Source organism: Cellulosimicrobium sp. 4261, from assembly GCF_040546915.1.
Classification (GTDB): domain Bacteria; phylum Actinomycetota; class Actinomycetes; order Actinomycetales; family Cellulomonadaceae; genus Cellulosimicrobium; species Cellulosimicrobium cinnabarinum.
In genome coordinates this window covers 234,230-257,827 of the sequence record NZ_JBEPOQ010000005.1, presented here as the reverse complement: position 1 = coordinate 257,827, position 23,598 = coordinate 234,230, and the positions used below count along the sequence as shown (strand labels likewise).

Sequence of the window (23,598 nt, the reverse complement as noted above, 5' to 3'; positions counted from 1 at the left end):
TGCGTGTCTAGGGCAGCCGCCACACCCCGACGGCCGCACCGTCGCCCGAGAGCCGCGCGCCGCCGTCGTGCGGGGCGAGGTCCAGCGCGCCGTGCAGCCGCTCGGGCTCCCCGCGCCCCACGAGCGCGGGGTGCAGCGTGACGCCGTCCCACGGCGCGCGGGCGAGCGCGACGAGGACGCGCTCCTCGGGCGTCTCCCGGAGGTAGACGAGGGCGTCGTCGGCGACGTGCACCCAGCGCAGGCCGCCGCGGCGCAGCGCGTCCGAGCCGCGCCGCACCGCGATCAGCGCCCGGTACAGGTCGAACGTCGCGCCGTCCCAGCGCGCGCCGCCTGCGCCCGCGGCGCCCCCGTCGTCCCACGGCATGGTCGCGCGCGCGTGCTCGCCGTTGAGACCGGTGAGCCCCACCTCGTCGCCCGCGAAGACGACGGGCGTGCCGGGGTAGGTGAGCAGGAGCGTCGCGGCGACCTCGACCATCTCCCGCGAGCCGACGATCGAGCGCAGCCGCGGGGTGTCGTGCGAGCCGAGCATGTTCCACTGCGACGCGGTCACGCGCCAGGGCAGCACGGCGTCGAACTCGCGCATCGTCTCCACGACCGCCGGTCCGGCCCGGCGCGGCGTGCGCACGGGCAGCCCGAGGTAGGGCACGGGCGAGTGCGCGGGAGACAGCCAGGTCCACGCCGGGCGCGTGAACGCCGAGTAGTTCATGTTCGCGTGCCAGCCGTCGCCCGCGAGGTCGCCGGACGCGTCGTGGAAGTGCTCGGCGACGAGGGCGGCCTCCGGGTTCACGCTCCGCATCGTCGTGCGCAGGCGCCGCGCGACGTCGAGCGTGCGGTCCTCGGCGCCGAAGCGGCCGGTCATGTTCGCGACGTCGATGCGCCACCCGTCGAGACCGAACGGCTCGCGCAGGTAGCGCCCGACGACGGACCCGGGCCCGTCGATCATGCGCGCCCCGAGCTCGGCCGAGCCGTACGACAGCTTCGGCAGCGACGCGTGCTCGAGCCAGCCCACGTACCCGGGCTCGCCGTCGGTCCAGTAGTAGAAGTCACGCTCCGGCGCGCCGGGGTCCGCGAGCGCCCGCGCGAACCACTCGTGCCCGGCGCCCGTGTGGTTCGTCGTGAGGTCGCCCATGACGCGCAGCCCGCGCGCGTGCGCGGCGCGGATCAGCGACGCGTACGCCGCGTCACCGCCGAGCAGCGGGTCGACGTGGTCGAACGAGCTCGCGTCGTAGCGGTGGTTGGAGCGCCCCGGGAAGACAGGGGTGGTGTAGAGGGTCGTGACGCCGAGCGCCACGAGGTGGTCGAGCCGCTCCTCGACCCCGGCGAGGTCGCCCCCGTAGTACTGCGTGCCGACGTCAGGCCCCGCGCCGTGCGGCTCGTCGTCCCAGGCCGCGGGGACGGCCCACTCGGGGAGCGGACGCCCGTCGGCCGCGGCCGAGCGCGCGAACCGGTCCGGGAAGACCTGGTACACGACGCCGTCGCGCATCCACGCGGGCGCGCCCTCGTGGACGGTGAGGCGGAAGTCCGCGGCGTCGGGCACGTCGCGGTCCCACACCCCGCGGCCGTTGAGCCAGCGGTAGCCGCGCTCGCCCTCGTCGAGGAAGAACCGGTACCCGGTCTCCGGGTTGTGCACGAGCACCTCGGCGACGTACCAGTCCTCGTGCTCGTCCGAGCGGTCGAGGCGCGCCGGGGCGAGGCGCGGCTCGCCGTCGCGCACGGTGCGCAGCCACACGTCGCGCACGCCGGCCGACCGGGGCACGCGCACGCGGACGGGGACCGTGTCCCCGAGGGCGGGGACGCCCTCGGGGACGTACAGCGCCGAGCCGTCGTGGTGCGGGACGGGGGTCACGACGTCGTGCACGCGGTCAGCCCTTCACGGAGCCGGCCGTGAGGCCGCCCACGATGTACTTCTGCAGGTAGAGGAACAGGGCGAGCACGGGCAGCGCCGAGATGACGGCACCGGCCGTGAAGAGGCCCCAGTTGGCCTCCTTGAGCGACGACACCCACCCGTACAGCCCGACGGCGAGGGTCCAGTTGCTCTCGGACGACAGGACGATGCGCGCGATGATGAACTCGCCGAACGTGCTGATGAACGACAGCAGCGCGACGACGGCGAGGATCGGCGCGACGAGGCGCAGGATGATCGTCCAGTAGATCTGCGTGTGGGTCGCGCCGTCGATCTTCGCGGCCTCGTCGAGCTCGCGCGGCACGGTGTTGAAGAACCCGTACATGAGGAACGTGTTCACGCCCAGGGCGCCACCGAGGTACACCGCGACGAGCGCGATCTTGCTGTTGAGGCCGAGGACCGGCACGACGTTCCCCAGCGAGATGAGCAGCAGGAAGATCGCGACGAACGCGAGCATCTGCGGGAACATCTGGATGATCAGCAGGGACGTCAGTCCGGCGCGCCGGCCGCTGAAGCGGAACCGGGAGAACGCGTACGCCGCCGCCGCGCCCATGAGCACGGTCCCGACCGACGTCGCGACCGCGATGACGAGCGTGTTGCCCATCCACGTCCAGAACATCGTGGTGCCGAGCTGGGCGTAGTTCGCGGTGCTCACGTCGGAGAAGAGCGAGTTGGAGCCGGTGAGCGTCCCGTTCTCCGACAGCGACGCCGACAGGACGTACACGAGCGGGAACGCGGCGTAGACGACGGCGATCACGCCGACGACGTGCCGCCAGCCCAGCTCGGAGAACCAGCGCCCCGGGCGCATGCGGTTCCGGGGCGCCGGGGCGGCCGTGCCGCCGACGACGGGGGGTGCCTGGGTGGTCGCCATGTCAGCTGATCTCCTCGAACTTGCGCGTGCTGCGGAAGGCGATGGCCGAGATCGTCCCCACGATGACGAAGATGACGATCGACAGGGCGCTCGCGAGCCCGAAGTCCTTCTGCGCCGAGCCGTCGACGCCGGAGATCGAGTACACCATCGAGATGAGGATGTCCGTGTGGCCGAGCGGCACGGACGCGTCGGCGAAGCGTGGCCCGCCCCCGGTGAGCATGTAGATCAGGGTGAAGTTGTTGAAGTTGAAGGCGAACGACGAGATGAGCAGCGGCGCCGTCGAGATGAGCAGCAGCGGCAGCGTGATCGCGCGCCACGTGGTCCAGCGGCCGGCGCCGTCGATCTTCGCGGCCTCCATGACGTCTGACGGCAGCGACTGCAGCGCGCCCGTGCAGATGAGGAACATGTACGGGAAGCCCAGCCACAGGTTCACGCCGAGCACGGACAGCTTGGCCAGCCAGGGGTCGGTGAGCCACGGGATGTGCGCGCCGCCCAGGATCACCTCGTTGATGAACCCGAACCGCGTGTTGAGCAGCCCGGACCACAGCAGCGCCGCGAGGAAGCCCGGGATCGCGTACGGCAGGATCATCAGCGTCCGGTAGACCTTGCGCCCGCGCATCCGCGTGTCGTTGAAGACGATCGCGAGGAACAGGCCCAGCAGGAACGTCGTGGCGACCGAGCCGATCGCGAACACGAACGTCCACAGCAGGATCTTGACGAACGGCTGGGCGTAGCGGGCGTCCGAGAACGCGGTGACGAAGTTGTCGAGGCCGACCGGGACGCGCCAGCCGACCGCGAGGGTCGAGCCGTCGGGCGCCTGGAACTGGCCCTCGTCGTTCGGCGTGTAGACCGTGCCCGTCGTCGTGTCGGTCATCGTGTCGGCCGCCGCGTCCCACTCGAGGGCGGACGTGTACACGTAGCCGGTGCGCGCGTCGGTGGTGCGGATCGAGCCGTCCTCGGGGTCGTCCGAGACGGGGACGCGCAGCTCGGTCACCTCGGCCTGGCGCTGCAGCACCTGGTCGCGTGGCAGGACCGTGTAGCCGGGGACCTCGGTCGCGCGGCCGTCCTCGACCGTCGCGCCGTCGACGACCGACAGCGGCCGCTCGGCGGTGCCGGCCTCGACCTCGCCGTCGTCGGTGACGACCGCGAAGCCGAGCGCGTCGCCGTCCTCGACGACGGTCAGCGCGGACGACGCCGAGCCCTCGACCCGGCGCTCGTTCTGGATGAGCAGCGCGGAGACCGCCTGCTCCTTCGTGGAGTTGTGGCCCGTGCCGTAGTTGGTGAACGCCACGTAGCCCGTGTACCCGACGACGAAGATCTGGTAGACGAGCAGGAAGATCAGGCCGGGCAGGATGTACTTCAGCGGCAGGGACCGCTTGGAGAAGTACACCCAGTTGGCCGCGACGAGCATCGCGAGCGTCGCGGCGAGGATGCCGTACGAGCCCGCCGTCCACGCGGACCAGACCACGTACACGCCGAGCGCGTCCACGACCGCCATGAGGGCGAGCTTGACGAAGAACCCTGGCCCGTAGTCGCGCGCGTGCGACGCGTCGCGGGCCCGCAGGCGGCGCGCGTCCCGCGGCGGCGGGCCGTCGGCTCCGGAGGTGCCGACGCGCTCGTCGCCGGCCGTGGTCTGAGGGGCGGACATCGTGGTGCCTCCGAGGTCGTCGGACGCGCGGGTGCTGCGTCTTCTGGAGTGTCGTCGTGCTGCGTCGCGGCCCGTTCCGGGCCGGAGGGCGGGACGCGCCGCCGCGGTGCGCAGGAGCCCTGCGCACCGCGGCGGCGGGCTGCACCCGGATCAGGCGTCGATCGCGCCCTGGATGTCGGCGATCATCTTGTCCCAGCTCGAGACCGGGTCGGCACCGGCGACGATCGCCGCCTCGGTGACGCCCCAGAAGCTCCACACGGAAGCCATCTCGGGGATCGACGGCATCGGCACGGCCTCGGCACCCACGGCGCGGAAGCCCGCGACGATCGGGTCGTCGGCGGCCGCGGCGTCGGCGGCGGCGGTCAGCGCCGGCGGACGGTTGCCCGCCTCGTACAGCGCGAGCTGCGCGTCCTCGGTGGACAGGAAGTTCACGAGGAAGTCGTTCGCGACGATCGCGTTGTCGCTCTCCGCGCTCAGGTAGAAGCCCTGGACGCCGACGAACGGCTGCGCGGGCTGGCCGCCCGCGGTCGGGATCGGGTCGATCGACAGGTCGAGGCCCTCGAACGAGTCGATCATCCACGGACCGCCCACGATGAACGGCGACTGCCCGTTCTTGAACGCCTCGACGGCGATGTCGTAGGTGGTGTCCTGGCTGAGGACGCCGGCCGCACCCTGGGCGCCGAGCCACTGCGCGAACGCCTGGCCCTCGGGGCCGCCCATCGCGAGCTCGGACGAGTAGCTGCCGTCCTCGTTCTGCGCGAAGACCGGAGCGCCGAAGGACGTCTGGAACGGGTAGTGGGTGTAGGGGTCACCCTTGTCGCCGTCCGACTGGACCAGGATCGGGAACTGCGTCCCGGCGGCCTGGCCCGCGGCCACGGCCTCGTCCCACGTGGCGGGGGCGGTCGACGCGAGCGCGGTGTTGCGGATGAGGGCGATGTTCTCGATCGCGTAGGGCAGGCCGTAGACCTGGCCGTCCTGCGTGAACGCCTCGATGGAGACGTCCTCGAACTCGGCCGCCTTGTCCCCGAGCTCGAGCGGCGCCACGACGCCGTTCGTCGTGAGCTCGCCCAGCCAGTCGTGGGCGCCGACGGTGATGTCGGGGCCCTCGCCCGTCGGGACCTGCGCGAGGAAGTCCGCCCGGATGTCCTCGAAGTTCTTGAGCACGACGTCGACCGTCGTGCCCGTCTCGGTCTCGAACGACTCGGCCGCCGCGGTCACGGCGTCCTGACGGGTCTCGTCGACCCAGACGGTCAGCGAGCCACCGGCGGACGAACCCTCGGCGCTCGGCTCGTCGGTGGTCTCGTCGCCCGAGCCGCCGGACGAGCAGGCGGTCAGCGCCAGCGTCGTGGTCAGCGCGGCGGCAAGAAGGATGCTCCGTCGCATCAGTGGTCACTCCAAGCGTGTCGTGATGGGCGGCCCGCTCCGGCGTTGGCGCCGGCGCCGGACCCTGATGAGCACGACGGTAGAGCGGGAGGTGGCACGGGTGCAAGTCGTTGCGGTAACTTTCATGCAACGCTTTACAGGGCGTCGACCGGCGCCCACCCGCCTCCTCCGGTCGCCGGGTCCGCGCGCCTCCGCCCGGAGGATCGCGGCTCGCCGACCGGACGACCAGGACGAGGAGGTCCGGTGTCCCCTACGCTGCCCCATGTGCGTACCCGTCTCAGTGATCTCGCCGCCCAGGCAGGCGTCTCCACGGCGACGGTCTCGCGCGTCCTCAACGGGAAGCCCGGCGTCGCGAGCGAGACCCGCCAGGCGGTGCTCGCCGCGCTCGACGTGCTCGGCTACGAGCGCCCGTCGACGCTGCGCACCCGCTCCGCCGGCCTCGTCGGCCTCGTCGTCCCGGAGCTGACGAACCCCGTCTTCCCCGCGTTCGCCCAGACGATCGAGTCACTCCTGTCCGAGCACGGGTACACGCCGCTGCTGTGCACGCAGTCGCCGGGCGGGACCACGGAGGACGACTACGTCGACATGCTCATGGACCACGCGGTCGACGGCATCGTCTTCGTCTCCGGCCTGCACGCGGACACCCAGGCGAGCCACGAGCGCTACGAGCGCCTGCGCAGCCGGGGCATCCCGATCGTCCTGGTCAACGGCTTCGCCGAGGGCATCGACGCCCCGTTCGTCTCGCCCGACGACGTGGCGAGCGTCGAGCTGTCCGTGCGCCACCTGGTCTCGCTCGGGCACCGCAGCGTCGGCCTCGCGATCGGCCCGGACCGCTTCGTCCCGGCGCAGCGCAAGCTCGCGAGCTTCGCCGAGTCGCTCGTGCGGCACGGGCTCGTGGCCGACGAGGCGGAGGCGGCGCAGCACGTCGTCGTGACGCTCTACACGGTCGAGGGCGGCCAGGCCGCGGGCGGCGAGCTCATCGACTCGGGTCACACCGCGATCGTCTGCGGCTCCGACCTCATGGCGCTCGGCGCCATCCGCGCGGCACGCTCGCGCGGGCTGCGCGTGCCGCAGGACGTCTCGGTGCTCGGCTACGACGACTCGCCCCTCATCGCCTTCACCGACCCGCCGCTCACCACCGTGCGCCAGCCGGTGAGCGCCATGGCGCACGCCGCCGTGAGCGCGCTGCTCACGGAGATCGCGGGCGAGCGGGCGCCGCGGACGGAGCTCCTGTTCCAGCCGGAGCTCATCGTCCGCGACTCGACCGGGGCCGCACCGGCCCGCGCGACGTCCGCCCCGGACGCGAGCACGGCCGCCGCGGCGGGCTCGCCGACCGCCTGAGACCGGCACCCGCCCACCTCGCTGCGGGTGGCCGTCGACCCTTGTCGGCACCGCACCGCAAGCGCTTACACTCGACGAAGGGTCGGCGACACCCCGCTCCGCCAGCCGAGTGTTCATCACCGGAAGATCCCCTGAAAACCCCAGCACCACGTACGTGAGGACCGACAGCTCGATGACTCGTATCGATTCGACGCCGACCGCCACCGCGCCCAGCACCGGACTGGCAACGGCCACCGCCCCGGCTCCCTTCAGCACGGGCGCGCTCGTGCACACCGGGCCGGGCGAGGCCCCCGAGTGGTGGCGCGACGCCGTCATCTACCAGGTCTACCCGCGCTCCTTCGCGGACGGCGACGGCGACGGCGTCGGCGACCTGCCCGGCATCACCTCGAAGCTCGACCACCTCGCCGAGCTCGGGGTCGACGCCGTCTGGCTGAGCCCGTTCTACCGCTCGCCCCAGAAGGACGCGGGCTACGACGTCGCCGACTACCGCGACGTCGACCCCCTGTTCGGCACGCTCGCCGACTTCGACAAGCTCCTCGCCCAGGCGCACGCCCGCGGCATCCGCATCATCGTCGACCTCGTCCCGAACCACACGTCGGACCAGCACGCCTGGTTCCAGGCGGCGCTCGCGTCGCCCGAGGGCTCGCCGGAGCGCGCGCGCTACATCTTCCGCGAGGGCGAGGGAGAGCACGGCGAGCTGCCCCCGAACAACTGGCAGTCGATCTTCGGCGGCCCCGCGTGGACCCGCGTGACGGCCGGCGCGAACGCGCGCCCCGTGACCGGCGCCGAGGGCGAGACGCCCGGGCAGTGGTACCTGCACCTCTTCGACTCGACCCAGCCGGACCTCGCGTGGGACAACCCCGAGGTGCGCGAGGAGTTCGAGCAGGTCCTGCGCTTCTGGCTCGACAAGGGCGTGGACGGGTTCCGCGTCGATGTCGCGCACGGCATGATCAAGGCCGACGGGCTGCCCGACTGGGACGGCACCGTCTCGATGGTCGAGGGCACCGAGGCCGGCGAGGAGGGCACCGACCCGGGCGCCCCCGAGGACGGCTCGACGGGCGCCGGGAACTCCGGCCCGATGTTCGACCAGGACGGCGTCCACGAGATCTACCGCGCGTGGCACCGCGTGCTCGCCGAGTACGACGGCGACCGCGCCCTCGTCGCCGAGGCCTGGGTCGAGCCCCTCTCGCGCCTCGCGCGCTACGTCCGCCCGGACGAGATGCACCAGGCGTTCAACTTCTCGTTCCTCACCACCGGGTGGGCGGCCGCGCCGCTGCGCACCGTGATCGCGGCGTCGCTGCACGCGAACGACGAGGTCGGCGCCCCCACGACGTGGGTCCTGTCGAACCACGACGTCGTGCGGCACGCGTCGCGCCTCGGCCTGGCCGACCCGGGCCTGCGCCCCAACGGCATCTTCGCCCACGACCCGCAGCCCGACGAGGAGCTCGGCCTGCGCCGCGCCCGTGCCGCCTCTCTGCTCATGCTCGGCCTGCCCGGGTCGTCGTACCTCTACCAGGGCGAGGAGCTCGGCCTCCCCGAGCACACCGCCCTGCCCGACGACGTCCGCGAGGACCCGGCGTTCTTCCGCACCCAGGGCGCCGAGGCGGGCCGCGACGGCTGCCGCATCCCGCTCCCCTGGACCGCGGACGCCGACGGCTTCGGGTTCGGCCCGTCCGGGAAGACGTGGCTCCCCCAGCCGGAGTCGTACGGGCGCTACGCCGCGGACGTCCAGCGCGGCGTCGAGGGCTCGACCTACGAGACGTACCGCACGGCCCTCGCGACGCGTCGCGCGGAGCGCCTCGGCGCGGGCACGCTCGCGTGGGTCGAGGAGTTCGCCGGCTCGGCGGACGTCGTCGCCTTCCGCAACCGCGACGTCGTCGTGCTCGCCAACCTGGGCACCGAGCCCGTGCTGCTGCCGCGCGGCGCGGAGGTTCTCGTGGCCTCCGGCCCGGTGCTGACCGACCGCTCCGCGGACCCGCAGGTCCGCGTCCCGTCGGACACGACGGTCTGGCTGCGCGCGCACTGACCGACGCCGCCGCGTCCACGACGGCCGGGACCCCCACGGGGGTCCCGGCCGTCGTGCTTCTCGTCCGGTCGGCGCAGGGCCGGGGTCGGGCGGAGGAGGAGGAAGCGGCTGCGGTCAGCCGCCGGAGACGCTCAGCTCGGCCTCGCGCAGCCGCTCCTCGTGCTCGGCGTCGAGCTCGCGCGAGTCGAGCCAGCCGTAGGGCAGGTGCGGCGTCTTGGGCGAACCCGCCCGGCCGCGCTGGCCCTCGGCGGCCTCGCCGGGGTAGGGGGCGTCCTGGTCGAGGTCGTCGAGCAGCGCGCGCAGCTCCGCGAGCGTCGAGACCATCGCGAGCGCGCGGCGCGCGTCCCCGCCCACGGCGTAGCCCTTGAGGTACCAGGCCATGTGCTTGCGCAGGTCGCGCATGCCCTTGCCCTCGTCGCCGTCGAAGTACTCGATCATGAGCTCGCCGTGGCGGTAGATCGTGCCCGCCACCTCGGGCAGGCCCGGGCGCACGCGCTCGGGGCGGCCCGCGAACGCCGCGGCGAGGTCGGCGAACAGCCAGGGCCGGCCCTGGCAGCCACGCCCGACGACGACGCCGTCGCACCCGGTCTCACGGACCATGCGGACGGCGTCCTCGGCCGACCAGATGTCGCCGTTGCCGAGCACCGGGACGCTCGTCACGGCCTCCTTGAGACGCGCGATCGCGGACCAGTCGGCCGTGCCGGAGTAGTGCTCGGCGGCGGTGCGGGCGTGCAGCGCGACCGCCGCGACGCCCAGGCCCTCGGCGATGCGACCCGCCTCGAGGTAGGTGAGGTGGTCGTCGTCGATGCCCTTGCGCATCTTCACGGTGACGGGCACCCCGTACGGGCGGGCGGCCTCGACCGCGCCCTGCACGATGGCGGTGAACAGGTCGCGCTTCCAGGGCAGCGCCGCTCCCCCGCCCTTGCGCGTGACCTTGGGCACCGGGCAGCCGAAGTTCAGGTCGACGTGGTCGGCACGGTCCTCGGCGACGATGATGCGCACGGCCTCGCGGACGGTCGCCGGGTCCACGCCGTACACCTGCGCGGACCGAGGGGTCTCGTCGGCACCGAACGTCACGATGCGCAGCGCCTCGGGGTTGCGCTCGACGAGCGCGCGGCTCGTGACCATCTCGGCGACGTAGAGGCCGGGGTCGTCGCCGCCGGACGCGCCGGCCTCGCGGCACAGCGTGCGGAACGCGCGGTTCGTGACGCCGGCCATCGGGGCGAGGACCACCGGGGTCCGGACGACGATCGGGCCGATCCGCAGCGGCGCCACGAGCGGACCGGTCCCCGGGTCGGGGCGGTCGGTCGTCGCGCTGAGGGCAGGAGCGGGTGCAGTCACGCGCTCCATTGTCCCACCCGGCACGCGCTGCACGGCGAGCCCCGTTTCGACGAGCGAGCAGCGGACGGTCGTGGCAGTGTTGAGGAGGTCCGGCAATACAGGCCGGACACGGACGAAAGGGACGACATGCCTCTCTGGCTCATCCTGGTCATCGTCGGCGCCGTGCTCCTCATCCTCGGCGTCGCCATCGAGGCCGCGAAGATCCTCATCTGGATCGGCATCATCGTGCTCGTCGTGAGCCTGGTGATCGGCCTGCTCAACAGGGCTAAGGGGGCGGCCCGCTAGCGCGAGGCCGCCGGGGGCGACGCGTCCCGACGAGACGCGACAGGAGGGGCGGGACCGTACGGTCCCGCCCCTCCTGCGTGCCCGGCACCGGCGCGCCGGGCGGTGACGCGTCAGGCGCCGAGCAGGTGCCCGGCGAGGTACTCGGTGACCTTGTCGAGCGCGACGCGCTCCTGGCTCATCGAGTCGCGGTGGCGGATCGTCACGGCCTGGTCGTCGAGCGTGTCGAAGTCGACCGTGATGCAGAACGGCGTGCCGATCTCGTCCTGGCGGCGGTACCGGCGGCCGATGGCGCCCGCGTCGTCGAAGTCGACGTTCCAGTACTTGCGGAGCTCGGTCGCGAGGTCCTTCGCCTTGGGCGAGAGCTGCTCGTTGCGGCTCAGCGGGAGCACGGCGGCCTTGACCGGCGCGAGCCGGTGGTCGAGGCGCAGGACCGTGCGCGTGTCCACGCCGCCCTTCGCGTTCGGCGCCTCGTCCTCGGTGTACGCCTCGACGAGGAACGCCATGAGGGAGCGCGTGAGGCCCGCGGCTGGCTCGATGACGTAGGGCACCCAGCGCTCGTTCTTCGTCTGGTCGAAGTACGACAGGTCCTTGCCGGAGTGCTCGGCGTGCGTCTTGAGGTCGAAGTCGGTGCGGTTCGCGATGCCCTCGAGCTCGCCCCACTCCGAGCCCGAGAAGCCGAAGCGGTACTCGATGTCGACCGTGCGGGTCGAGTAGTGCGAGAGCTTCTCCTGCGGGTGCTCGTACAGGCGCAGGTTGTCGCGCTGGATGCCGAGGTCGACGTACCAGTCGGTGCGCGTGTCGATCCAGTACTGGTGCCACTCGGCGTCCGTGCCCGGCTCGACGAAGAACTCCATCTCCATCTGCTCGAACTCGCGCGTGCGGAAGATGAAGTTGCCCGGCGTGATCTCGTTGCGGAACGACTTGCCGATCTGGCCGATGCCGAACGGCGGCTTCTTGCGGCTCGCACCCATGACGTTGGCGAAGTTCACGAAGATGCCCTGCGCGGTCTCGGGGCGCAGGTAGTGCAGGCCCGACTCGTCCTCGACGGGGCCGAGGTGCGTCTTGAGCATCATGTTGAAGTCGCGCGGCTCGGTCCACTGCCCGCGCGTGCCGCAGTTCGGGCAGACGATCTCGGCGAGGCCGCCCTCGGGCGCACGGCCCTTCTTCTCCTCGAACTCCTCGATCATCTGGTCCTCGCGGAACCGCTTGTGGCAGTGCAGGCACTCCGTCAGCGGGTCGGTGAAGACGCCCACGTGACCCGACGCGACCCACACCTGGCGCGGCAGGATCACGGACGAGTCGAGGCCCACGACGTCGTCACGACTCGTGACCATCGCGCGCCACCACTGCTTCTTGATGTTCTCCTTGAGCTCGGTGCCCAGGGGCCCGTAGTCCCACGCGGAGCGGGTGCCGCCGTAGATCTCGCCCGAGGGGAAGACGAACCCGCGCCGCTTGGCGAGGGAGACGACGGCGTCGAGACGGGCGGTGGGTGAGGGCGCTGCGGCCACGGACATCACTCCTGGTGCTCACGGCCCCGCACGTGGCTCGTGGGGGCTGGACGGGTGGGCGACGCCCGCACGGGCGCCGACCGACCAGCGTACCCGGCCGTGACCCGGCTCACCGGGAACGGTTTTGACATTCATTCTCAAGAAGGCGGAGACTGGTGGTCATGCACCGCTCCCCCGCCCGGCGCCGTCGCGCCCTCGCCACCACCGCCGCCCTCGCCACGGCCGCGCTCGTCGCGGCGTGCTCCCCCGGTGCCGGCGGCTCGGGAGGGGGCGGCGACGACGGCCGGCTCCAGGTGCTCGCGTCGTTCTACCCGCTCCAGTACGTCGTCGAGCAGGTCGGCGGGGAGCACGTCGACGTCTCGAACCTCACGCCGCCCGCGGCCGAGCCGCACGACCTGGAGCTCGCGCCCGCGCAGGTCCGCGCGATCGGCGACGCCGACCTCGTCGTCTACCTCTCGGGGTTCCAGCCCGCGGTGGACGAGGGCATCGAGCAGCGGGCGCCCGAGCACGTGGTCGACGCCGCGGCGTCGGCCGGGCTCGAGGAGCACCCCGGCGGCGAGGGCGACCACGCCGACGAGACCGCGGAGGAGCACGCCGAGCACGCGGACGAGTCCGGGGACGGCCACGACCACGGACCCACGGACCCGCACTTCTGGCTCGACCCGACGCGCCTGGCCGCCGTGGGCGACGCCGTCGCCGACGAGCTCTCCGCGATCGACCCCGACCACGCGGACGACTACGCGGCCGGCGCCGCCGCCCTCACCGCGGACCTCGACGACCTGGACGCGGAGTTCGCCGCGGCGCTCGCGCCGTGCGCGGGCGCGACGCTCGTCACCTCGCACGAGGCCTTCGGCTACCTCGCCGAGCGCTACGACCTGCACCAGGTCGGGATCTCCGGGATCGACCCCGAGGCGGAGCCCTCGCCTGCTCGCCTGCGCGAGGTCGGCGAGGTCGTCCGGGAGAACGGCGTGACCACGCTCTTCTTCGAGACGCTCGTCAGCCCGAAGGTGACCCAGACGCTCGCCGACGACCTCGGCGTCCGGACCGCTCTGCTCGACCCGCTCGAGAGCCTCGCGGAGGGCGCGACGGACTACCGTGAGGTCATGGAGTCCAACCTCGAGGCGCTCACGGCCGGCCTCGCGTGCGCATGACCGGCGCACCGGAGCTGATCGCCGCGCGCGACGTCCACGTGACGCTCGGCGGGAGCGAGATCCTGCGTGGCATCGACCTCTCGGTCCGCGCGGGCGAGGTCGTCTCGCTCCTCGGCGCGAACGGCTCGGGCAAGTCGACCCTGGTCCGCGCGCTCGTCGGGATCGTGCCGCTCTCCCGCGGCTCCGTCGACCTCTTCGGCACGCCGCTCGGTCCGCGGCTGCCGTGGCGGCGGCTCGGGTACGTGCCGCAGCGCGTGAGCGCGCCGTCGGGGATGCCGTCCACCGCGTCGGAGGTCGTCGCGTCCGGGCTCCTCGGCGGGGGCCGCCTCCGGCTCCCGCGCGGCTGGCGCGACCGCACGGTCGAGGCGCTCGAGCTCGTGGGCCTCGCGGACCGCGCCGACGACTCGACGGCCGAGCTCTCGGGAGGGCAGCAGCAGCGCGTGCTCATCGCGCGCGCCCTCGTCCGTCGGCCCGACCTGCTCGTCCTCGACGAGCCCGTCGCGGGCGTCGACAAGCCGAGCCAGGAGGCGTTCGCCGCGACGATGACGCGGCTCGTGGACGACGGCCTCACCGTCCTCGTGGTGCTCCACGAGCTCGGGGCGCTCGCCCCGCTCGTCGAGCGCGCGGTCGTCCTGCGGCACGGGCGCGTCGTGCACGACGGCGCCCCGCCCCGCGCGTCGTCCACGCACGCGGGCGCGACGCACCAGCACCTGCACCCGCACGAGCCCGTGGACGGCGACAACCGCCCCGCGGGCCCGGAGACGGGCCTCACCGACACCCTGAACCCCGACCTCTCCGCAGGCCACGCACCCAGGACGGCCTCATGACCACCCTGTTCTCCGAGATCTCCCTGCTGCTCACCGACCCGCTCATGCAGCGCGCCCTCCTCGCGGCGCTGCTCGTCGGCGTCAGCGCCCCCGTCGTCGGCACGTACCTCGTGCAGCGCAAGCTCTCGCTGCTCGGCGACGGCATCGGGCACGTCGCGCTCACCGGTGTCGCGCTCGGGTGGCTCGTCGGCGCGGCGATGGGTGTCGTGCCGAACGACGCGCTCGCGATCCCCGGCGCGGTCGTCGCGGCGGTGCTCGGCGCCGTCGCGATCGAGGTCGTGCGCGAGCGCGGCCGGACCAGCGGCGACCTCGCGCTCGCGCTCCTCTTCTACGGCGGCATCGCGGGCGGCGTCCTGCTCATCGGCCTCGCGGGCGGCTCGTCCGGCAGCCTCATGCAGTACCTGTTCGGCTCGATCTCGACGGTGACGTCGTCGGACCTCGTCCTCACGGTCGTGCTCAGCGCGGTGATCCTGCTCGTCGGCGTCGGCCTGCGGGCCGCGCTGTTCTCGGTGAGCCACGACGAGGAGTTCGCGCGCGCGTCGGGCCTGCCGGTGCGCACGCTGAACATCGCCGTCGCCGTCGTCGCCGCGCTCACCGTGACCGTGTCGATGCGGGTCGTCGGGCTGCTGCTCGTCAGCGCCCTCATGATCGTGCCCGTCGCGGTCGCCCAGCTCGTCACGCGCTCGTTCCGCCGCACGATGCTCGTCGCGTCGGTCGTCGGGGTGGTCGTGTGCGTCGTCGGGCTGTCCTTCACGTACTGGAACAACGTCTCGCCGGGTGCGACGATCGTCGTCCTCGCGATCGCGACGTACCTCGTCGTGGCCGCGCTGCGACCCCTGTGGGTCCGACGGCGGCCGCGCGTCGCCCGGGACCCCCACCCGGACATCCCCGACGACGTCGAGCTCGACCTCGTACCCTCGGGGTCGGCCCACCGCACCACCGGAGGTGACCCGTGCAGCGCATGACCCGCCAGCGCGCCGCCGTCTCGGACGCGCTGGAGGACCTGGAGGACTTCCGCAGCGCCCAGCAGCTCCACGAGATCCTGCGCACGCGCGGCGACAACGTGGGGCTCGCGACCGTCTACCGCACGCTGCAGAGCCTCGCGGACGGCGGCGACGTGGACGTGCTGCGCACCGAGGAGGGCGAGAACCTCTACCGCCGGTGCGAGCGCCGCGAGCACCACCACCACCTCGTGTGCCGGGCGTGCGGCCGGACCGTCGAGATCGACGGCCCGACGGTCGAGGCGTGGGCCAACCAGGTCGGCACCTCGCACGGGTTCGTCGACATCCAGCACACCATCGAGCTGTTCGGCACGTGCGCGGGCTGCGCGCGGGCCACCGCCGTCCAGGGCTGAGCCGTGCCCGACGCGCTGGACGGCGCCCCGTTCGCCGCGCTCTTCGCTTTCTTCTTCGCGATCGCATTCGTCCGGACGCAGGCGACCTACTGGATCGCGCGCCTCGTCACGACGTGGACGCTCGACCGCACGCGCCCCGTCAAGCCCTGGGTCGCGCGCGTCCACGCCTGGCTGTCCGGCCGCTCGGCCGCGCGCGGGATCGAGACCGTGCGGCGGTGGGGCGTCCTCGCGGTGCCCGCGTCGTTCCTCGCGACCGGGACGAAGACCGTGATCAACGCCGCGGCGGGCGTCGTGCGCATGCCGTTCGGGCGCTACCTCGCGGCCATGACCCTCGGATGCATGGTGCACGCGACGATCTACGCGACCGTCGGGTGGGCGGTGTGGACGGCCGCGTTCGCCGCCGCGACGGGCTCGCCGACGGGGGTCGCGGTGCTCGTCGCGATCGTGGTCGCGGTCGTCGTGGCGGTGGTCCTCACGGTCCGGCGTCGGGCTGCCCGCCCGGGCGGTGACCCCGCCGTCGTGCCGACCGCCGCCTCCGTCGGGGACGGCCCCGGGGAGGGCGCCGGGCCAGGCCTCTCCCGCGACGAGGACACGCCGCGCGCCGACCGATGAGATGACGGGCGCCCGGCCGTCCGAACCCCCATGACGACCTTCCTCCTGCTGCCCGGCGCCGGCGGCGACCCCGCGTACTGGGACCTGCTCGTGCCCGAGCTCGACCGGCTCGGTCACCGAGCCGTCGCGGTCGACCTCCCCCAGCACGACGAGGGCCACGGCTGGGCGGACCTCACCGACGTCGCGGTCACGACGCTGCACCGGGCGGCGGCCCCCGCCGAACGGGGCGACCTCGTCGTCGTCGCCCAGTCCATGGGCGCGTACGTCGGGCCGCTCGTGTGCGAGCGCGAGCCGGTCCGCCTGCTCGTGCTGCTCAACCCGATGATCCCGCGCCCGGGCGAGAGCGGCGGCGACTGGTGGCGCGCGACCGACCACGCCGCGCGTCGTACCGCCACCGGCCTGGGCCCGTTCGACCCCGTGGACGACTTCTTCCACGACGTGCCGGAGCACGTCGCGGCCGTCGCGCAGCGCAGCGACCGGCAGCCGTCCGAGCGGTCCTTCGCCGAGCCGTGGCCCGCCCGCGCCTGGCCGGGCGTGCCCACGGTCGTGCTCCAGGGCGACGACGACCGGCTCTTCCCGCTGCCCTTCCAGCGCGCCGTCGCGCGCGAGCGGCTCGGCGCCGAGGTCGAGACGATGCCGGGGGGACACCTCGTGGCGCTCAGCCGCCCGGCCGAGCTCGCCGCCCGCCTCGACGCGCTGGCGCGCTGAGGGGCCGCCCTGACGGGACGGCCACCGCCTCAGCCGACGGTCGTCGCCGACGCCTCGGGCTCCCCCACGCAGAACTGGTTGCCCTGCGGGTCGGCGAGCACGGTCCAGCCGAAGCCCGGCATCGTGTGCTCCCCGACGACCGTCGCGCCGTCCGCCACGAGCGCCGCGACGTCCGCCGTGCGGTCGGACGTGCCGAGGTCGAGGTGCAGCCGGTTCTTGCCCGGCGTCGGGTCCTCGACGCGCTGGAACCCCAGGACCGGAGCCGTCACCCCGTCGGCGGGAACCACCTCGAGGAACCAGCCGTCCGCCTCGTCGACGACCCGCCCGCCGAGGTGGCGCGCCCACCACTGGGCGAGCGGTCGCGGGTCGGTGGAGTCGACGGTCACCATGCCGATGCTCAGAGTCATGCCGCGCACGCTACCGGCCGCCTCCCACGGCGTCCCGGCGGCAGGCGCGCGCCGCCCCGCGCCGGGTGTCAGGCAGTGCCGCCCGCCGTCCCGCCGGCGTCGCCCACCGCGTCGACCGCACCTCCGTAGCGGCGGTCGCGGCGCGCGTACTCCTCGACGGCGCGCCACAGCGAGCGGCGGTCCACGTCGGGCCAGGGCTCCGGGAGGAACACGAGCTCCGCGTACGCCGCCTGCCACAGCATGAAGTTCGACGTGCGCTGCTCGCCCGAGCTGCGCAGGAACAGGTCGACGTCCGGCAGGTCGGGCTCGTCGAGGTGCTGCTGGACGGTCCGCTCCGTGACCTTGCGCGGGTCGAGCCGCCCGGCGGCGACCTCGCGCGCGATGGCGGCCGCGGCGTCGGCGATCTCGGCCCGACCCCCGTAGTTGACGCACATCGTCAGCGTGCAGACGTCGTTCTGCCTCGTCTGCTCCTCCGCGACCTCGAGCTCCTTGATCACGGACGCCCACAGCCGCGGACGGCGCCCCGCCCACCGCACGCGCACGCCCCACGAGTCCATCTCGTCGCGGCGACGCCGGATGACGTCGCGGTTGAAGCCCATGAGGAAGCGGACCTCGTCGGGCGAGCGCTTCCAGTTCTCGGTCGAGAACGCGTACGCGGACACGTGCTTGACGCCGATCTCGATCGCGCCCGCGACGACGTCGAGCAGCGCCGCCTCGCCGGCCTCGTGACCCGCGGTGCGCGGCAGCCCGCGCGCGTTGGCCCAGCGGCCGTTGCCGTCCATGACGACGGCCACGTGGTTCGGCACGAACTGCGCCGGGATCGCCGGGGGCCGGGCACCGCTGGGGTGCGGGAACGGCGGCTGGTACGTGCGCCGCGCCATCAGGCGTCCGCCCCGGCACCGGCGCGCGGGTCCGTGGAGGCAGCGGCCTCGTCGGCGTGCGGGGCGGCGGGGACGTGCGGAGCGGGGGCGTCCCGCTCCACCATGCGCAGTGATCGCAACGTTCTCTCCAGGTGGTATTGGCTGTAGGCGGCCACGAGGCCGCTCGCTTCCTTGCGGTGCCGGGCGTCCGACGTGTCGGCCGCGTCCCACTCCCCCGCGAGCAGCGCGGCGAGCAGGGCGAAGGTCTGGGGGGCGGGCGCCGTCGAGCCCGGCGGGCGGCAGCGCGAGCACACGGCCCCGCCCTGCGCGACGGCGAAGGCGTGGTGCGGGCCCGGCTCCCCGCAGCGCGCGCAGTCGACGAACGACGGCGCCCAGCCCGCGACGGCGAGCGCGCGCAGGAGGTAGGAGTCGAGCACGAGCCCCGGCGCGTGCGCGTGCTCGGACAGCGCCCGCAGCGCGCCCGCGAGCAGCCAGTACTGCTGCACGGCAGGCTCGCGCTCGTCGGCGACGAGGCGCTCCGCGGTCTCGAGCATCGCGGCGCCCGCCGTGTACAGGCCGTAGTCCTCGCAGATCCGGCGCGCGTAGGGGCCGATCGTCTCCGCCTGCGTCACCGTGTCCAGCGACCGGCCCGCGTAGAGCTGGACGTCCACGACCATGAACGGCTCGAGCCGTGCGCCGAACCGGGACGACGTGCGGCGCACGCCCTTGCCGACGGCGCGCACCTTCCCGTGCTCGCGCGTCAGGAGGGTGACGATGCGGTCCGCCTCGCCCAGCTTCTGGGCGCGCAGCACGATCGCGTCGTCTCGGTACAGCACCACGCCCCTATTGTCCGTCACGCCGCCGACACGGCGCGCACCACCCGCCGACGGCGGTGGTCACGCCGGCGCGAGGCACCCGAGGACGGCGCGCACCCGGGCCAGCGTCGTCTCCGCGTCCTCGCCGGCCTCCACCTGGCGCGCCGCGGCGAGCACCACCGCGTTGACGAGCTCCGCGGAGCGCGCGGCGTCGGGGACGCCGAGCTGCTCCAGCGCCTCGACGAGCGGGACGAGGATCGTCGCGTGCATCGCCGCGCTCTGCTCGGCGAGCGCCTCCCGGCTCGCCTCGGCGCGCAGCGCGGCGACGACCGCGTGCTCGCCCTCGGCGACGAGGAGCAGGTTCTCGCGCGCGTAGGCGACGATCGCGCCCTCCGGGGACGCGGCCGTCGCGACGGCCGCCGTGATGCGCGCCGACCAGCGCGGCACGACGTCCGCGACCACCGCGTCGAGGAGCTCCTCGCGCGACCGGAAGTACTGGTAGACGCTCGACCGGGCGAGCCCGGCACGCGCCGCGACGGCGGCGAGGGTGAGCCCGCTCCCGTCCTCGCGGATGAGGTCGCGCGCGGCGTCGAGCAGGGCCCGGAGCTGCGCGGCGCGGTGCTCGGCCACCGTCGGGGCGGCGATCTTGGGCACGATGGTCCTCCTTCCCGGAGCGCTCTCGGAGCACTCCCCCGGGAGCACGACGGCCCCCGGCCGGACCATCATGCCCGACCGGGGGCGCGTGGGCGGCTCTCCCGGAGCCGCCCACCGGCGTCAGCCCGTGACGGCGGGCAGGCCGAGCCGGCCGTCGACCATCTCGACGACCCGGTGGCAGTGCTCGAGCACGTCGTGGTCGTGCGTGACCATGAGCGCCGCGGCACCGTAGGCCTCGACCTCGCGGGCCAGGAGGCTCACGACCTCGTGGCTGCGCGCCCGGTCCAGCGCGGCCGTGGGCTCGTCGACGAGCAGGAGCGCCGGGCTCGCGACCAGCGCGCGGGCGATGCCCACGCGCTGCCGCTCGCCGCCCGAGAGCTGGTCCGGACGACGGTCGGCACGGTGGCTCATGGACACGGACTCCAGGAGCTCTCGGGGGTCGCGGGCGCGCGCGTCGCGCTCGTCGATGCCCGCGATCCGCAGCGCGAGCCGGAGCTGGTCGACGCTCGTGAGCGCCGGCAGGAGGTTGCCGGACTGGAAGACGAACCCGATGCGCTCGCGCCGCAGGCGCGCACGCTCACGCTCGCTCGTCGCGCCGAGGTCGACCCCTTCGAGGCGGACGGTCCCGGACTCCGGCGCCGTGAGCGCACCGGCCACCGCGAGCAGGCTCGACTTGCCGGAGCCCGACGGCCCGACGACACCGACGAGCTCGCCCGCGGCGACGCTCAGGCTGACCTCGTCGAGCGCGACGACCGTGGTGTCGCCGTCGCCGTGGCGGACGGTGGCGCGGTCGATCTCGAGCACGGGCGTGGCGGGGGTGGTGGTGCTCATCGCTGCCCTCCCAGGGCGGTCAGGGGGTCGACGGAGGTGATGCGCGCGACGGCGACGGCCGCTCCGGCCATCCCGAGGACGAAGAGCAGGACGCCGGCCAGGACGAGGTCGGGCGCCTGGAGCGCGAACGGCATCGGGGTGGCACCGAGGCCCGCGCCCGCCGCGATGCCGAGGGCGAAGCCCAGGCCGATCGAGGCGAGCAGGAGCACGGCCGCCTGGCCGAGCGAGTCGGCGAGCAGGAAGCGACGCCGCGCCCCCATGGCGCGCATGACGGCGATCTCGTGCCGCCGCTGGATGACCCACACGGTGAAGAACGCGCCCACGACGAGCGCGGAGATCGCGTAGAGGAACACCTGGATGAGCAGGAGGGTGGCGGTCTCGGCCGTGTATCCGGGCGACGCGTCGAAGGACTCGGTGAGCGTGCGCGTCACCGTGCCCGACGCCGCGTCGGCAGCCTCGCGGTCGAACGAGCCGGGATCGGTGCGGAGCGCGACCGCGGTGGCGACGTCCGGGACGTCGGCTCCCGGCTCCTCGGCACCGGCGAGCAGCTCCTGCCACGTGCCGAGCGGGAGGTACGCGACGTCGACGTGGCCGAACGTGTGCTGGTCCTCGAGGACGCCCACGACCGTGAGCGTGCGCTCGGGCCGCGCGAGGGCCACGGTGTCCCCGACGGCGAGCCCGTCGTCGGCGGCGGTCGCGGAGACGACGATCCCGTCCTCCGCACCGACCAGGCTCCCCTCCGCCACGGCGGTGGGCGCGACGAACGAGCCGGGCTCGACGCCGACGAGGGTGAGGTCGACAGGTGAGCCGTCCTCCTGGTGCGCGTTCGCCAGGAGCAGGCCGTACGGCGCGGCCTCGAGCACGCCCGGCTGCTCGGCCATGGTGCCGACCTGGTCCGTCTCGATGACGGACCGGGTGAACGCGGCGTCGGTCCCGGTGCCCTCGTCGAACGCGAAGTCGGTGACGGGCGTGCGCTTGAGGCCGGAGACGCCGTCGTTGACGAGGCCGGCGGACAGCCCGGAGAGCAGGACGACGAGGACCGCGACGAGCGCGACGACACCGCCCATGAGCAGGAAGCGGGTGCGCGCGAAGACGAGCTCGCGCAACGCGAGGAACATGAGGAGCCTTCCAATGTTGTCGACAGTGCGTCGGTATCTTACCAACACTGCGTCGACAAAACGCCGACGGCCCGGACGACGAGGTCGTCCGGGCCGTCGGCGAGGTCGGCGTGGCAGCGGTCAGCCCTGGGCGCGCTCCGAGCGGTTCACGGCGGACACGATGGCCTTGAGCGAGGCCGTCGTGATCGACGGGTCGATCCCGACGCCCCACAGGACGTCGTCGCCCACCTGGCACTCGACGTACGCCGCAGCCGTCGCGTCACCGCCCTCCGAGAGCGCGTGCTCCGCGTAGTCCAGGACGCGGACGTCGACCCCCACCTGGGCGATCGCGTCGACGAAAGCGGCGACCGGGCCGTTGCCCGTGCCCTCGAGCGTCAGCTCCTCGCCGCGGTCGACGACGTCGACGCTCAGGGTGTCCGGGCCGTCCTCGCTCGACGACGCGCGCGTGGAGCGCAGCTTGAGCCGGCCCCACGGCTCCAGGCCGGAACCGGGCTCGACGGGCAGGTACTCGTCCGAGAAGATGCGCCAGATGTCCTCGCCCGTCACCTCGGTGCCGTGCGCGTCGGTGTGCTGCTGCACGGACTGCGAGAACTCGATCTGCAGGCGACGCGGCAGGTCGAGGTGGCGCTCGGACTTCAGCAGGTAGGAGATGCCGCCCTTCCCGGACTGCGAGTTGACGCGGATCACGGCCTCGTACGAGCGGCCGACGTCCTTGGGGTCGATCGGCAGGTACGGGACGGCCCACGTGATGTCGTCCACCGTGGCGCCCTCCGCCTCCGCTCGGACGGCCATCGCGTCGAAGCCCTTCTTGATGGCGTCCTGGTGCGAGCCGGAGAACGCCGTGAAGACCAGGTCGCCCGCGTAGGGGTGCCGCTCGGGGACGCCGAGCTGGTTGCAGTACTCCACCGTGCGGCGCACGTGGTCGATGTCGGAGAAGTCGATCTGCGGGTCCACGCCCTGGCTGAACAGGTTCATGCCGAGGGTGACGAGGCAGACGTTGCCGGTGCGCTCGCCGTTGCCGAACAGGCAGCCCTCGATGCGGTCGGCCCCGGCCTGGTAGCCGAGCTCGGCGGCCGCGACCGCCGTGCCGCGGTCGTTGTGCGGGTGCAGCGACAGCACGACGTTCTCGCGGTGGTGCAGGTGCCGGTTCATCCACTCGATCGAGTCGGCGTAGACGTTCGGCGTCGCCATCTCGACCGTGGCGGGCAGGTTGATGATGACCTTGCGGTCGGGGCGGGGCTCGAAGACCTCGAGCACCTCGTTGCAGATGCGGGCCGCGAACTCGAGCTCCGTGCCGGTGTACGACTCGGGCGAGTACTCGTAGTAGACCGTCGTCTCGGGGACCGTCTCCTCGAACTTCTTGCACAGCCGCGCGCCGTCGACGGCGATCGCGATGATGCCGTCCTCGTCCGAGCGGAACACGACCTCGCGCTGCAGGACGGACGTCGAGTTGTAGAGGTGGACGATCGCCTGCTTCGCGCCCTTGATCGCCTCGTACGTGCGCGCGATGAGGTGCTCGCGGGACTGCGTGAGGACCTGGATGACGACGTCGTCCGGGATGCGGTCCTCCTCGATGAGCATCCGCACGAAGTCGAAGTCGGTCTGCGAGGCCGAGGGGAAACCGACCTCGATCTCCTTGTAGCCCATCTCGACGAGCAGCTCGAACATGCGCAGCTTCCGCTCCGCGTTCATGGGCTCGATGAGGGCCTGGTTGCCGTCGCGCAGGTCGACGGCGCACCAGCGGGGCGCGGTCTCGATGCGCTTGTCCGGCCACGTGCGGTCGGGCAGGGAGACGTCGATCTGCCGGTGGAACGGCAGGTACTTGTGGATCGGCATGCCCGACGGCTGCTGCGGGTTCGGGTCCGTAGCGGTGTGCGTCGAGGCGGGGGCGGAGGCGTTCATCGTCGGTCCTTCGGGGTCGTCCTGATCGGTGTCAGCCGGCACACCAACCACCG

Annotated in this window: 22 protein-coding genes; 9 read left to right on the top strand and 13 right to left on the bottom strand. The window is 73.3% G+C overall.

The window, feature by feature from the left end; translation table 11 throughout:
- Positions 1 to 7 precede the first annotated feature (7 nt).
- The 4 genes from ABIE39_RS09180 to ABIE39_RS09165 all read right to left on the bottom strand — a co-directional run bounded on the left by ABIE39_RS09180 (position 8) and on the right by ABIE39_RS09165 (position 5,805).
- Positions 8 to 1,858, bottom strand: coding sequence for a glycoside hydrolase family 13 protein (locus ABIE39_RS09180; protein WP_354051440.1), 1,851 nt, complete (start codon positions 1,856 to 1,858; stop codon positions 8 to 10).
- A gap of 4 nt (positions 1,859 to 1,862) precedes the next feature.
- Positions 1,863 to 2,774, bottom strand: coding sequence for a sugar ABC transporter permease (locus ABIE39_RS09175; RefSeq protein WP_175008380.1), 912 nt, complete (start codon positions 2,772 to 2,774; stop codon positions 1,863 to 1,865).
- Position 2,775: 1 nt separating this feature from the next.
- Positions 2,776 to 4,422, bottom strand: coding sequence for an ABC transporter permease subunit (locus tag ABIE39_RS09170; protein WP_074809725.1), 1,647 nt, complete (start codon positions 4,420 to 4,422; stop codon positions 2,776 to 2,778).
- 150 nt (positions 4,423 to 4,572) lie between these two features.
- Positions 4,573 to 5,805 (bottom strand): extracellular solute-binding protein, encoded by a 1,233-nt coding sequence (locus tag ABIE39_RS09165; RefSeq protein ID WP_175008379.1) that lies wholly within the window; start codon positions 5,803 to 5,805, stop codon positions 4,573 to 4,575.
- 264 nt (positions 5,806 to 6,069) lie between these two features.
- Here ABIE39_RS09165 and ABIE39_RS09160 point away from each other — a divergent pair, with 264 nt between their 5' ends.
- Positions 6,070 to 7,146: a substrate-binding domain-containing protein gene (locus tag ABIE39_RS09160; protein WP_186810386.1), complete on the top strand. Its 1,077-nt coding sequence runs from the start codon at positions 6,070 to 6,072 to the stop codon at positions 7,144 to 7,146.
- Positions 7,147 to 7,318: 172 nt separating this feature from the next.
- Positions 7,319 to 9,172 carry a glycoside hydrolase family 13 protein gene (locus tag ABIE39_RS09155; RefSeq protein WP_354051437.1) on the top strand — a complete coding sequence of 618 codons (1,854 nt, stop codon included), beginning with the start codon at positions 7,319 to 7,321 and terminating at the stop codon, positions 9,170 to 9,172.
- A gap of 114 nt (positions 9,173 to 9,286) precedes the next feature.
- On the opposite strand, the gene dusB is transcribed toward ABIE39_RS09155, so the two are convergent.
- Positions 9,287 to 10,522, bottom strand: coding sequence for a tRNA dihydrouridine synthase DusB (dusB, locus tag ABIE39_RS09150; protein WP_354051435.1), 1,236 nt, complete (start codon positions 10,520 to 10,522; stop codon positions 9,287 to 9,289).
- 117 nt (positions 10,523 to 10,639) lie between these two features.
- On the opposite strand from dusB, the gene ABIE39_RS09145 reads away from it, so the two are divergent.
- Positions 10,640 to 10,798, top strand: coding sequence for a hypothetical protein (locus tag ABIE39_RS09145; protein WP_021483859.1), 159 nt, complete (start codon positions 10,640 to 10,642; stop codon positions 10,796 to 10,798).
- A 110-nt stretch (positions 10,799 to 10,908) separates the two neighbouring features.
- On the opposite strand, the gene ABIE39_RS09140 is transcribed toward ABIE39_RS09145, so the two are convergent.
- Positions 10,909 to 12,312, bottom strand: coding sequence for a glycine--tRNA ligase (locus ABIE39_RS09140; RefSeq protein WP_085387713.1), 1,404 nt, complete (start codon positions 12,310 to 12,312; stop codon positions 10,909 to 10,911).
- Between the two features lie 155 nt (positions 12,313 to 12,467).
- On the opposite strand from ABIE39_RS09140, the gene ABIE39_RS09135 reads away from it, so the two are divergent.
- Genes ABIE39_RS09135 through ABIE39_RS09110 form a run of 6 tightly spaced genes read left to right on the top strand, consistent with a single transcriptional unit; the run spans position 12,468 to position 16,958 of the window.
- Positions 12,468 to 13,457: a metal ABC transporter substrate-binding protein gene (locus ABIE39_RS09135; RefSeq protein WP_354051433.1), complete on the top strand. Its 990-nt coding sequence runs from the start codon at positions 12,468 to 12,470 to the stop codon at positions 13,455 to 13,457.
- Entirely contained in the window at positions 13,454 to 14,284 is an 831-nt protein-coding gene (locus tag ABIE39_RS09130; protein WP_209829662.1) for a metal ABC transporter ATP-binding protein, read from the top strand. The genes ABIE39_RS09135 and ABIE39_RS09130 overlap by 4 nt, the downstream gene beginning before the upstream one ends.
- Positions 14,281 to 15,249, top strand: coding sequence for a metal ABC transporter permease (locus ABIE39_RS09125; RefSeq protein ID WP_209829663.1), 969 nt, complete (start codon positions 14,281 to 14,283; stop codon positions 15,247 to 15,249). Before ABIE39_RS09130 ends, ABIE39_RS09125 begins: the two co-directional genes overlap by 4 nt.
- Positions 15,246 to 15,638 (top strand): Fur family transcriptional regulator, encoded by a 393-nt coding sequence (locus ABIE39_RS09120; RefSeq protein WP_209829688.1) that lies wholly within the window; start codon positions 15,246 to 15,248, stop codon positions 15,636 to 15,638. Before ABIE39_RS09125 ends, ABIE39_RS09120 begins: the two co-directional genes overlap by 4 nt.
- 3 nt (positions 15,639 to 15,641) lie before the next feature.
- Positions 15,642 to 16,250, top strand: coding sequence for a DedA family protein (locus ABIE39_RS09115; RefSeq protein ID WP_354051431.1), 609 nt, complete (start codon positions 15,642 to 15,644; stop codon positions 16,248 to 16,250).
- 30 nt (positions 16,251 to 16,280) lie between these two features.
- Positions 16,281 to 16,958, top strand: a complete 678-nt coding sequence (locus ABIE39_RS09110; RefSeq protein WP_175008373.1) for an alpha/beta fold hydrolase — start codon at positions 16,281 to 16,283, stop codon at positions 16,956 to 16,958.
- A 29-nt stretch (positions 16,959 to 16,987) separates the two neighbouring features.
- Here ABIE39_RS09110 and ABIE39_RS09105 read toward each other — a convergent pair whose 3' ends face one another.
- From ABIE39_RS09105 to leuA, 7 genes are all read right to left on the bottom strand, one after another.
- Positions 16,988 to 17,365 carry a VOC family protein gene (locus tag ABIE39_RS09105; RefSeq protein ID WP_354051429.1) on the bottom strand — a complete coding sequence of 126 codons (378 nt, stop codon included), beginning with the start codon at positions 17,363 to 17,365 and terminating at the stop codon, positions 16,988 to 16,990.
- Between the two features lie 68 nt (positions 17,366 to 17,433).
- Positions 17,434 to 18,246: an isoprenyl transferase gene (locus ABIE39_RS09100; protein WP_175008371.1), complete on the bottom strand. Its 813-nt coding sequence runs from the start codon at positions 18,244 to 18,246 to the stop codon at positions 17,434 to 17,436.
- Positions 18,246 to 19,064, bottom strand: a complete 819-nt coding sequence (recO, locus tag ABIE39_RS09095; RefSeq protein ID WP_354051427.1) for a DNA repair protein RecO — start codon at positions 19,062 to 19,064, stop codon at positions 18,246 to 18,248. Before recO ends, ABIE39_RS09100 begins: the two co-directional genes overlap by 1 nt.
- A 57-nt stretch (positions 19,065 to 19,121) precedes the next feature.
- Positions 19,122 to 19,694, bottom strand: a complete 573-nt coding sequence (locus ABIE39_RS09090) for a TetR family transcriptional regulator (protein ID WP_175008369.1) — start codon at positions 19,692 to 19,694, stop codon at positions 19,122 to 19,124.
- 120 nt (positions 19,695 to 19,814) lie between these two features.
- Positions 19,815 to 20,525, bottom strand: a complete 711-nt coding sequence (locus ABIE39_RS09085) for an ATP-binding cassette domain-containing protein (RefSeq protein ID WP_175008368.1) — start codon at positions 20,523 to 20,525, stop codon at positions 19,815 to 19,817.
- The gene (locus ABIE39_RS09080) at positions 20,522 to 21,643 is read right to left on the bottom strand and encodes an ABC transporter permease (RefSeq protein ID WP_354051425.1); all 1,122 of its coding nucleotides are present in this window, start codon (positions 21,641 to 21,643) and stop codon (positions 20,522 to 20,524) included. The genes ABIE39_RS09085 and ABIE39_RS09080 overlap by 4 nt, the downstream gene beginning before the upstream one ends.
- A 120-nt stretch (positions 21,644 to 21,763) precedes the next feature.
- A complete protein-coding gene (leuA, locus tag ABIE39_RS09075) occupies positions 21,764 to 23,545 on the bottom strand; it encodes a 2-isopropylmalate synthase (protein ID WP_354051423.1) in 1,782 nt (593 codons plus the stop codon).
- Positions 23,546 to 23,598 lie beyond the last annotated feature (53 nt).

What these genes read in the sequence shown, in the direction of transcription:
- ABIE39_RS09125 (WP_209829663.1), top strand. Translation starts at nt 14,281, where the DNA reads ATGACCACCCTGTTCTCCGAGATCTCCCTGCTGCTCACCGACCCGCTC.
- ABIE39_RS09080 (WP_354051425.1), bottom strand. Translation starts at nt 21,643, where the DNA reads ATGTTCCTCGCGTTGCGCGAGCTCGTCTTCGCGCGCACCCGCTTCCTG.
- ABIE39_RS09085 (WP_175008368.1), bottom strand. Translation starts at nt 20,525, where the DNA reads ATGAGCACCACCACCCCCGCCACGCCCGTGCTCGAGATCGACCGCGCC.
- ABIE39_RS09105 (WP_354051429.1), bottom strand. Translation starts at nt 17,365, where the DNA reads ATGACTCTGAGCATCGGCATGGTGACCGTCGACTCCACCGACCCGCGA.
- ABIE39_RS09110 (WP_175008373.1), top strand. Translation starts at nt 16,281, where the DNA reads ATGACGACCTTCCTCCTGCTGCCCGGCGCCGGCGGCGACCCCGCGTAC.
- leuA (WP_354051423.1), bottom strand. Translation starts at nt 23,545, where the DNA reads ATGAACGCCTCCGCCCCCGCCTCGACGCACACCGCTACGGACCCGAAC.
- ABIE39_RS09165 (WP_175008379.1), bottom strand. Translation starts at nt 5,805, where the DNA reads ATGCGACGGAGCATCCTTCTTGCCGCCGCGCTGACCACGACGCTGGCG.
- dusB (WP_354051435.1), bottom strand. Translation starts at nt 10,522, where the DNA reads ATGGAGCGCGTGACTGCACCCGCTCCTGCCCTCAGCGCGACGACCGAC.
- ABIE39_RS09140 (WP_085387713.1), bottom strand. Translation starts at nt 12,312, where the DNA reads ATGTCCGTGGCCGCAGCGCCCTCACCCACCGCCCGTCTCGACGCCGTC.
- ABIE39_RS09130 (WP_209829662.1), top strand. Translation starts at nt 13,454, where the DNA reads ATGACCGGCGCACCGGAGCTGATCGCCGCGCGCGACGTCCACGTGACG.
- ABIE39_RS09170 (WP_074809725.1), bottom strand. Translation starts at nt 4,422, where the DNA reads ATGTCCGCCCCTCAGACCACGGCCGGCGACGAGCGCGTCGGCACCTCC.
- ABIE39_RS09135 (WP_354051433.1), top strand. Translation starts at nt 12,468, where the DNA reads ATGCACCGCTCCCCCGCCCGGCGCCGTCGCGCCCTCGCCACCACCGCC.
- ABIE39_RS09145 (WP_021483859.1), top strand. Translation starts at nt 10,640, where the DNA reads ATGCCTCTCTGGCTCATCCTGGTCATCGTCGGCGCCGTGCTCCTCATC.
- ABIE39_RS09155 (WP_354051437.1), top strand. Translation starts at nt 7,319, where the DNA reads ATGACTCGTATCGATTCGACGCCGACCGCCACCGCGCCCAGCACCGGA.
- ABIE39_RS09120 (WP_209829688.1), top strand. Translation starts at nt 15,246, where the DNA reads ATGACCCGCCAGCGCGCCGCCGTCTCGGACGCGCTGGAGGACCTGGAG.
- ABIE39_RS09175 (WP_175008380.1), bottom strand. Translation starts at nt 2,774, where the DNA reads ATGGCGACCACCCAGGCACCCCCCGTCGTCGGCGGCACGGCCGCCCCG.
- ABIE39_RS09100 (WP_175008371.1), bottom strand. Translation starts at nt 18,246, where the DNA reads ATGGCGCGGCGCACGTACCAGCCGCCGTTCCCGCACCCCAGCGGTGCC.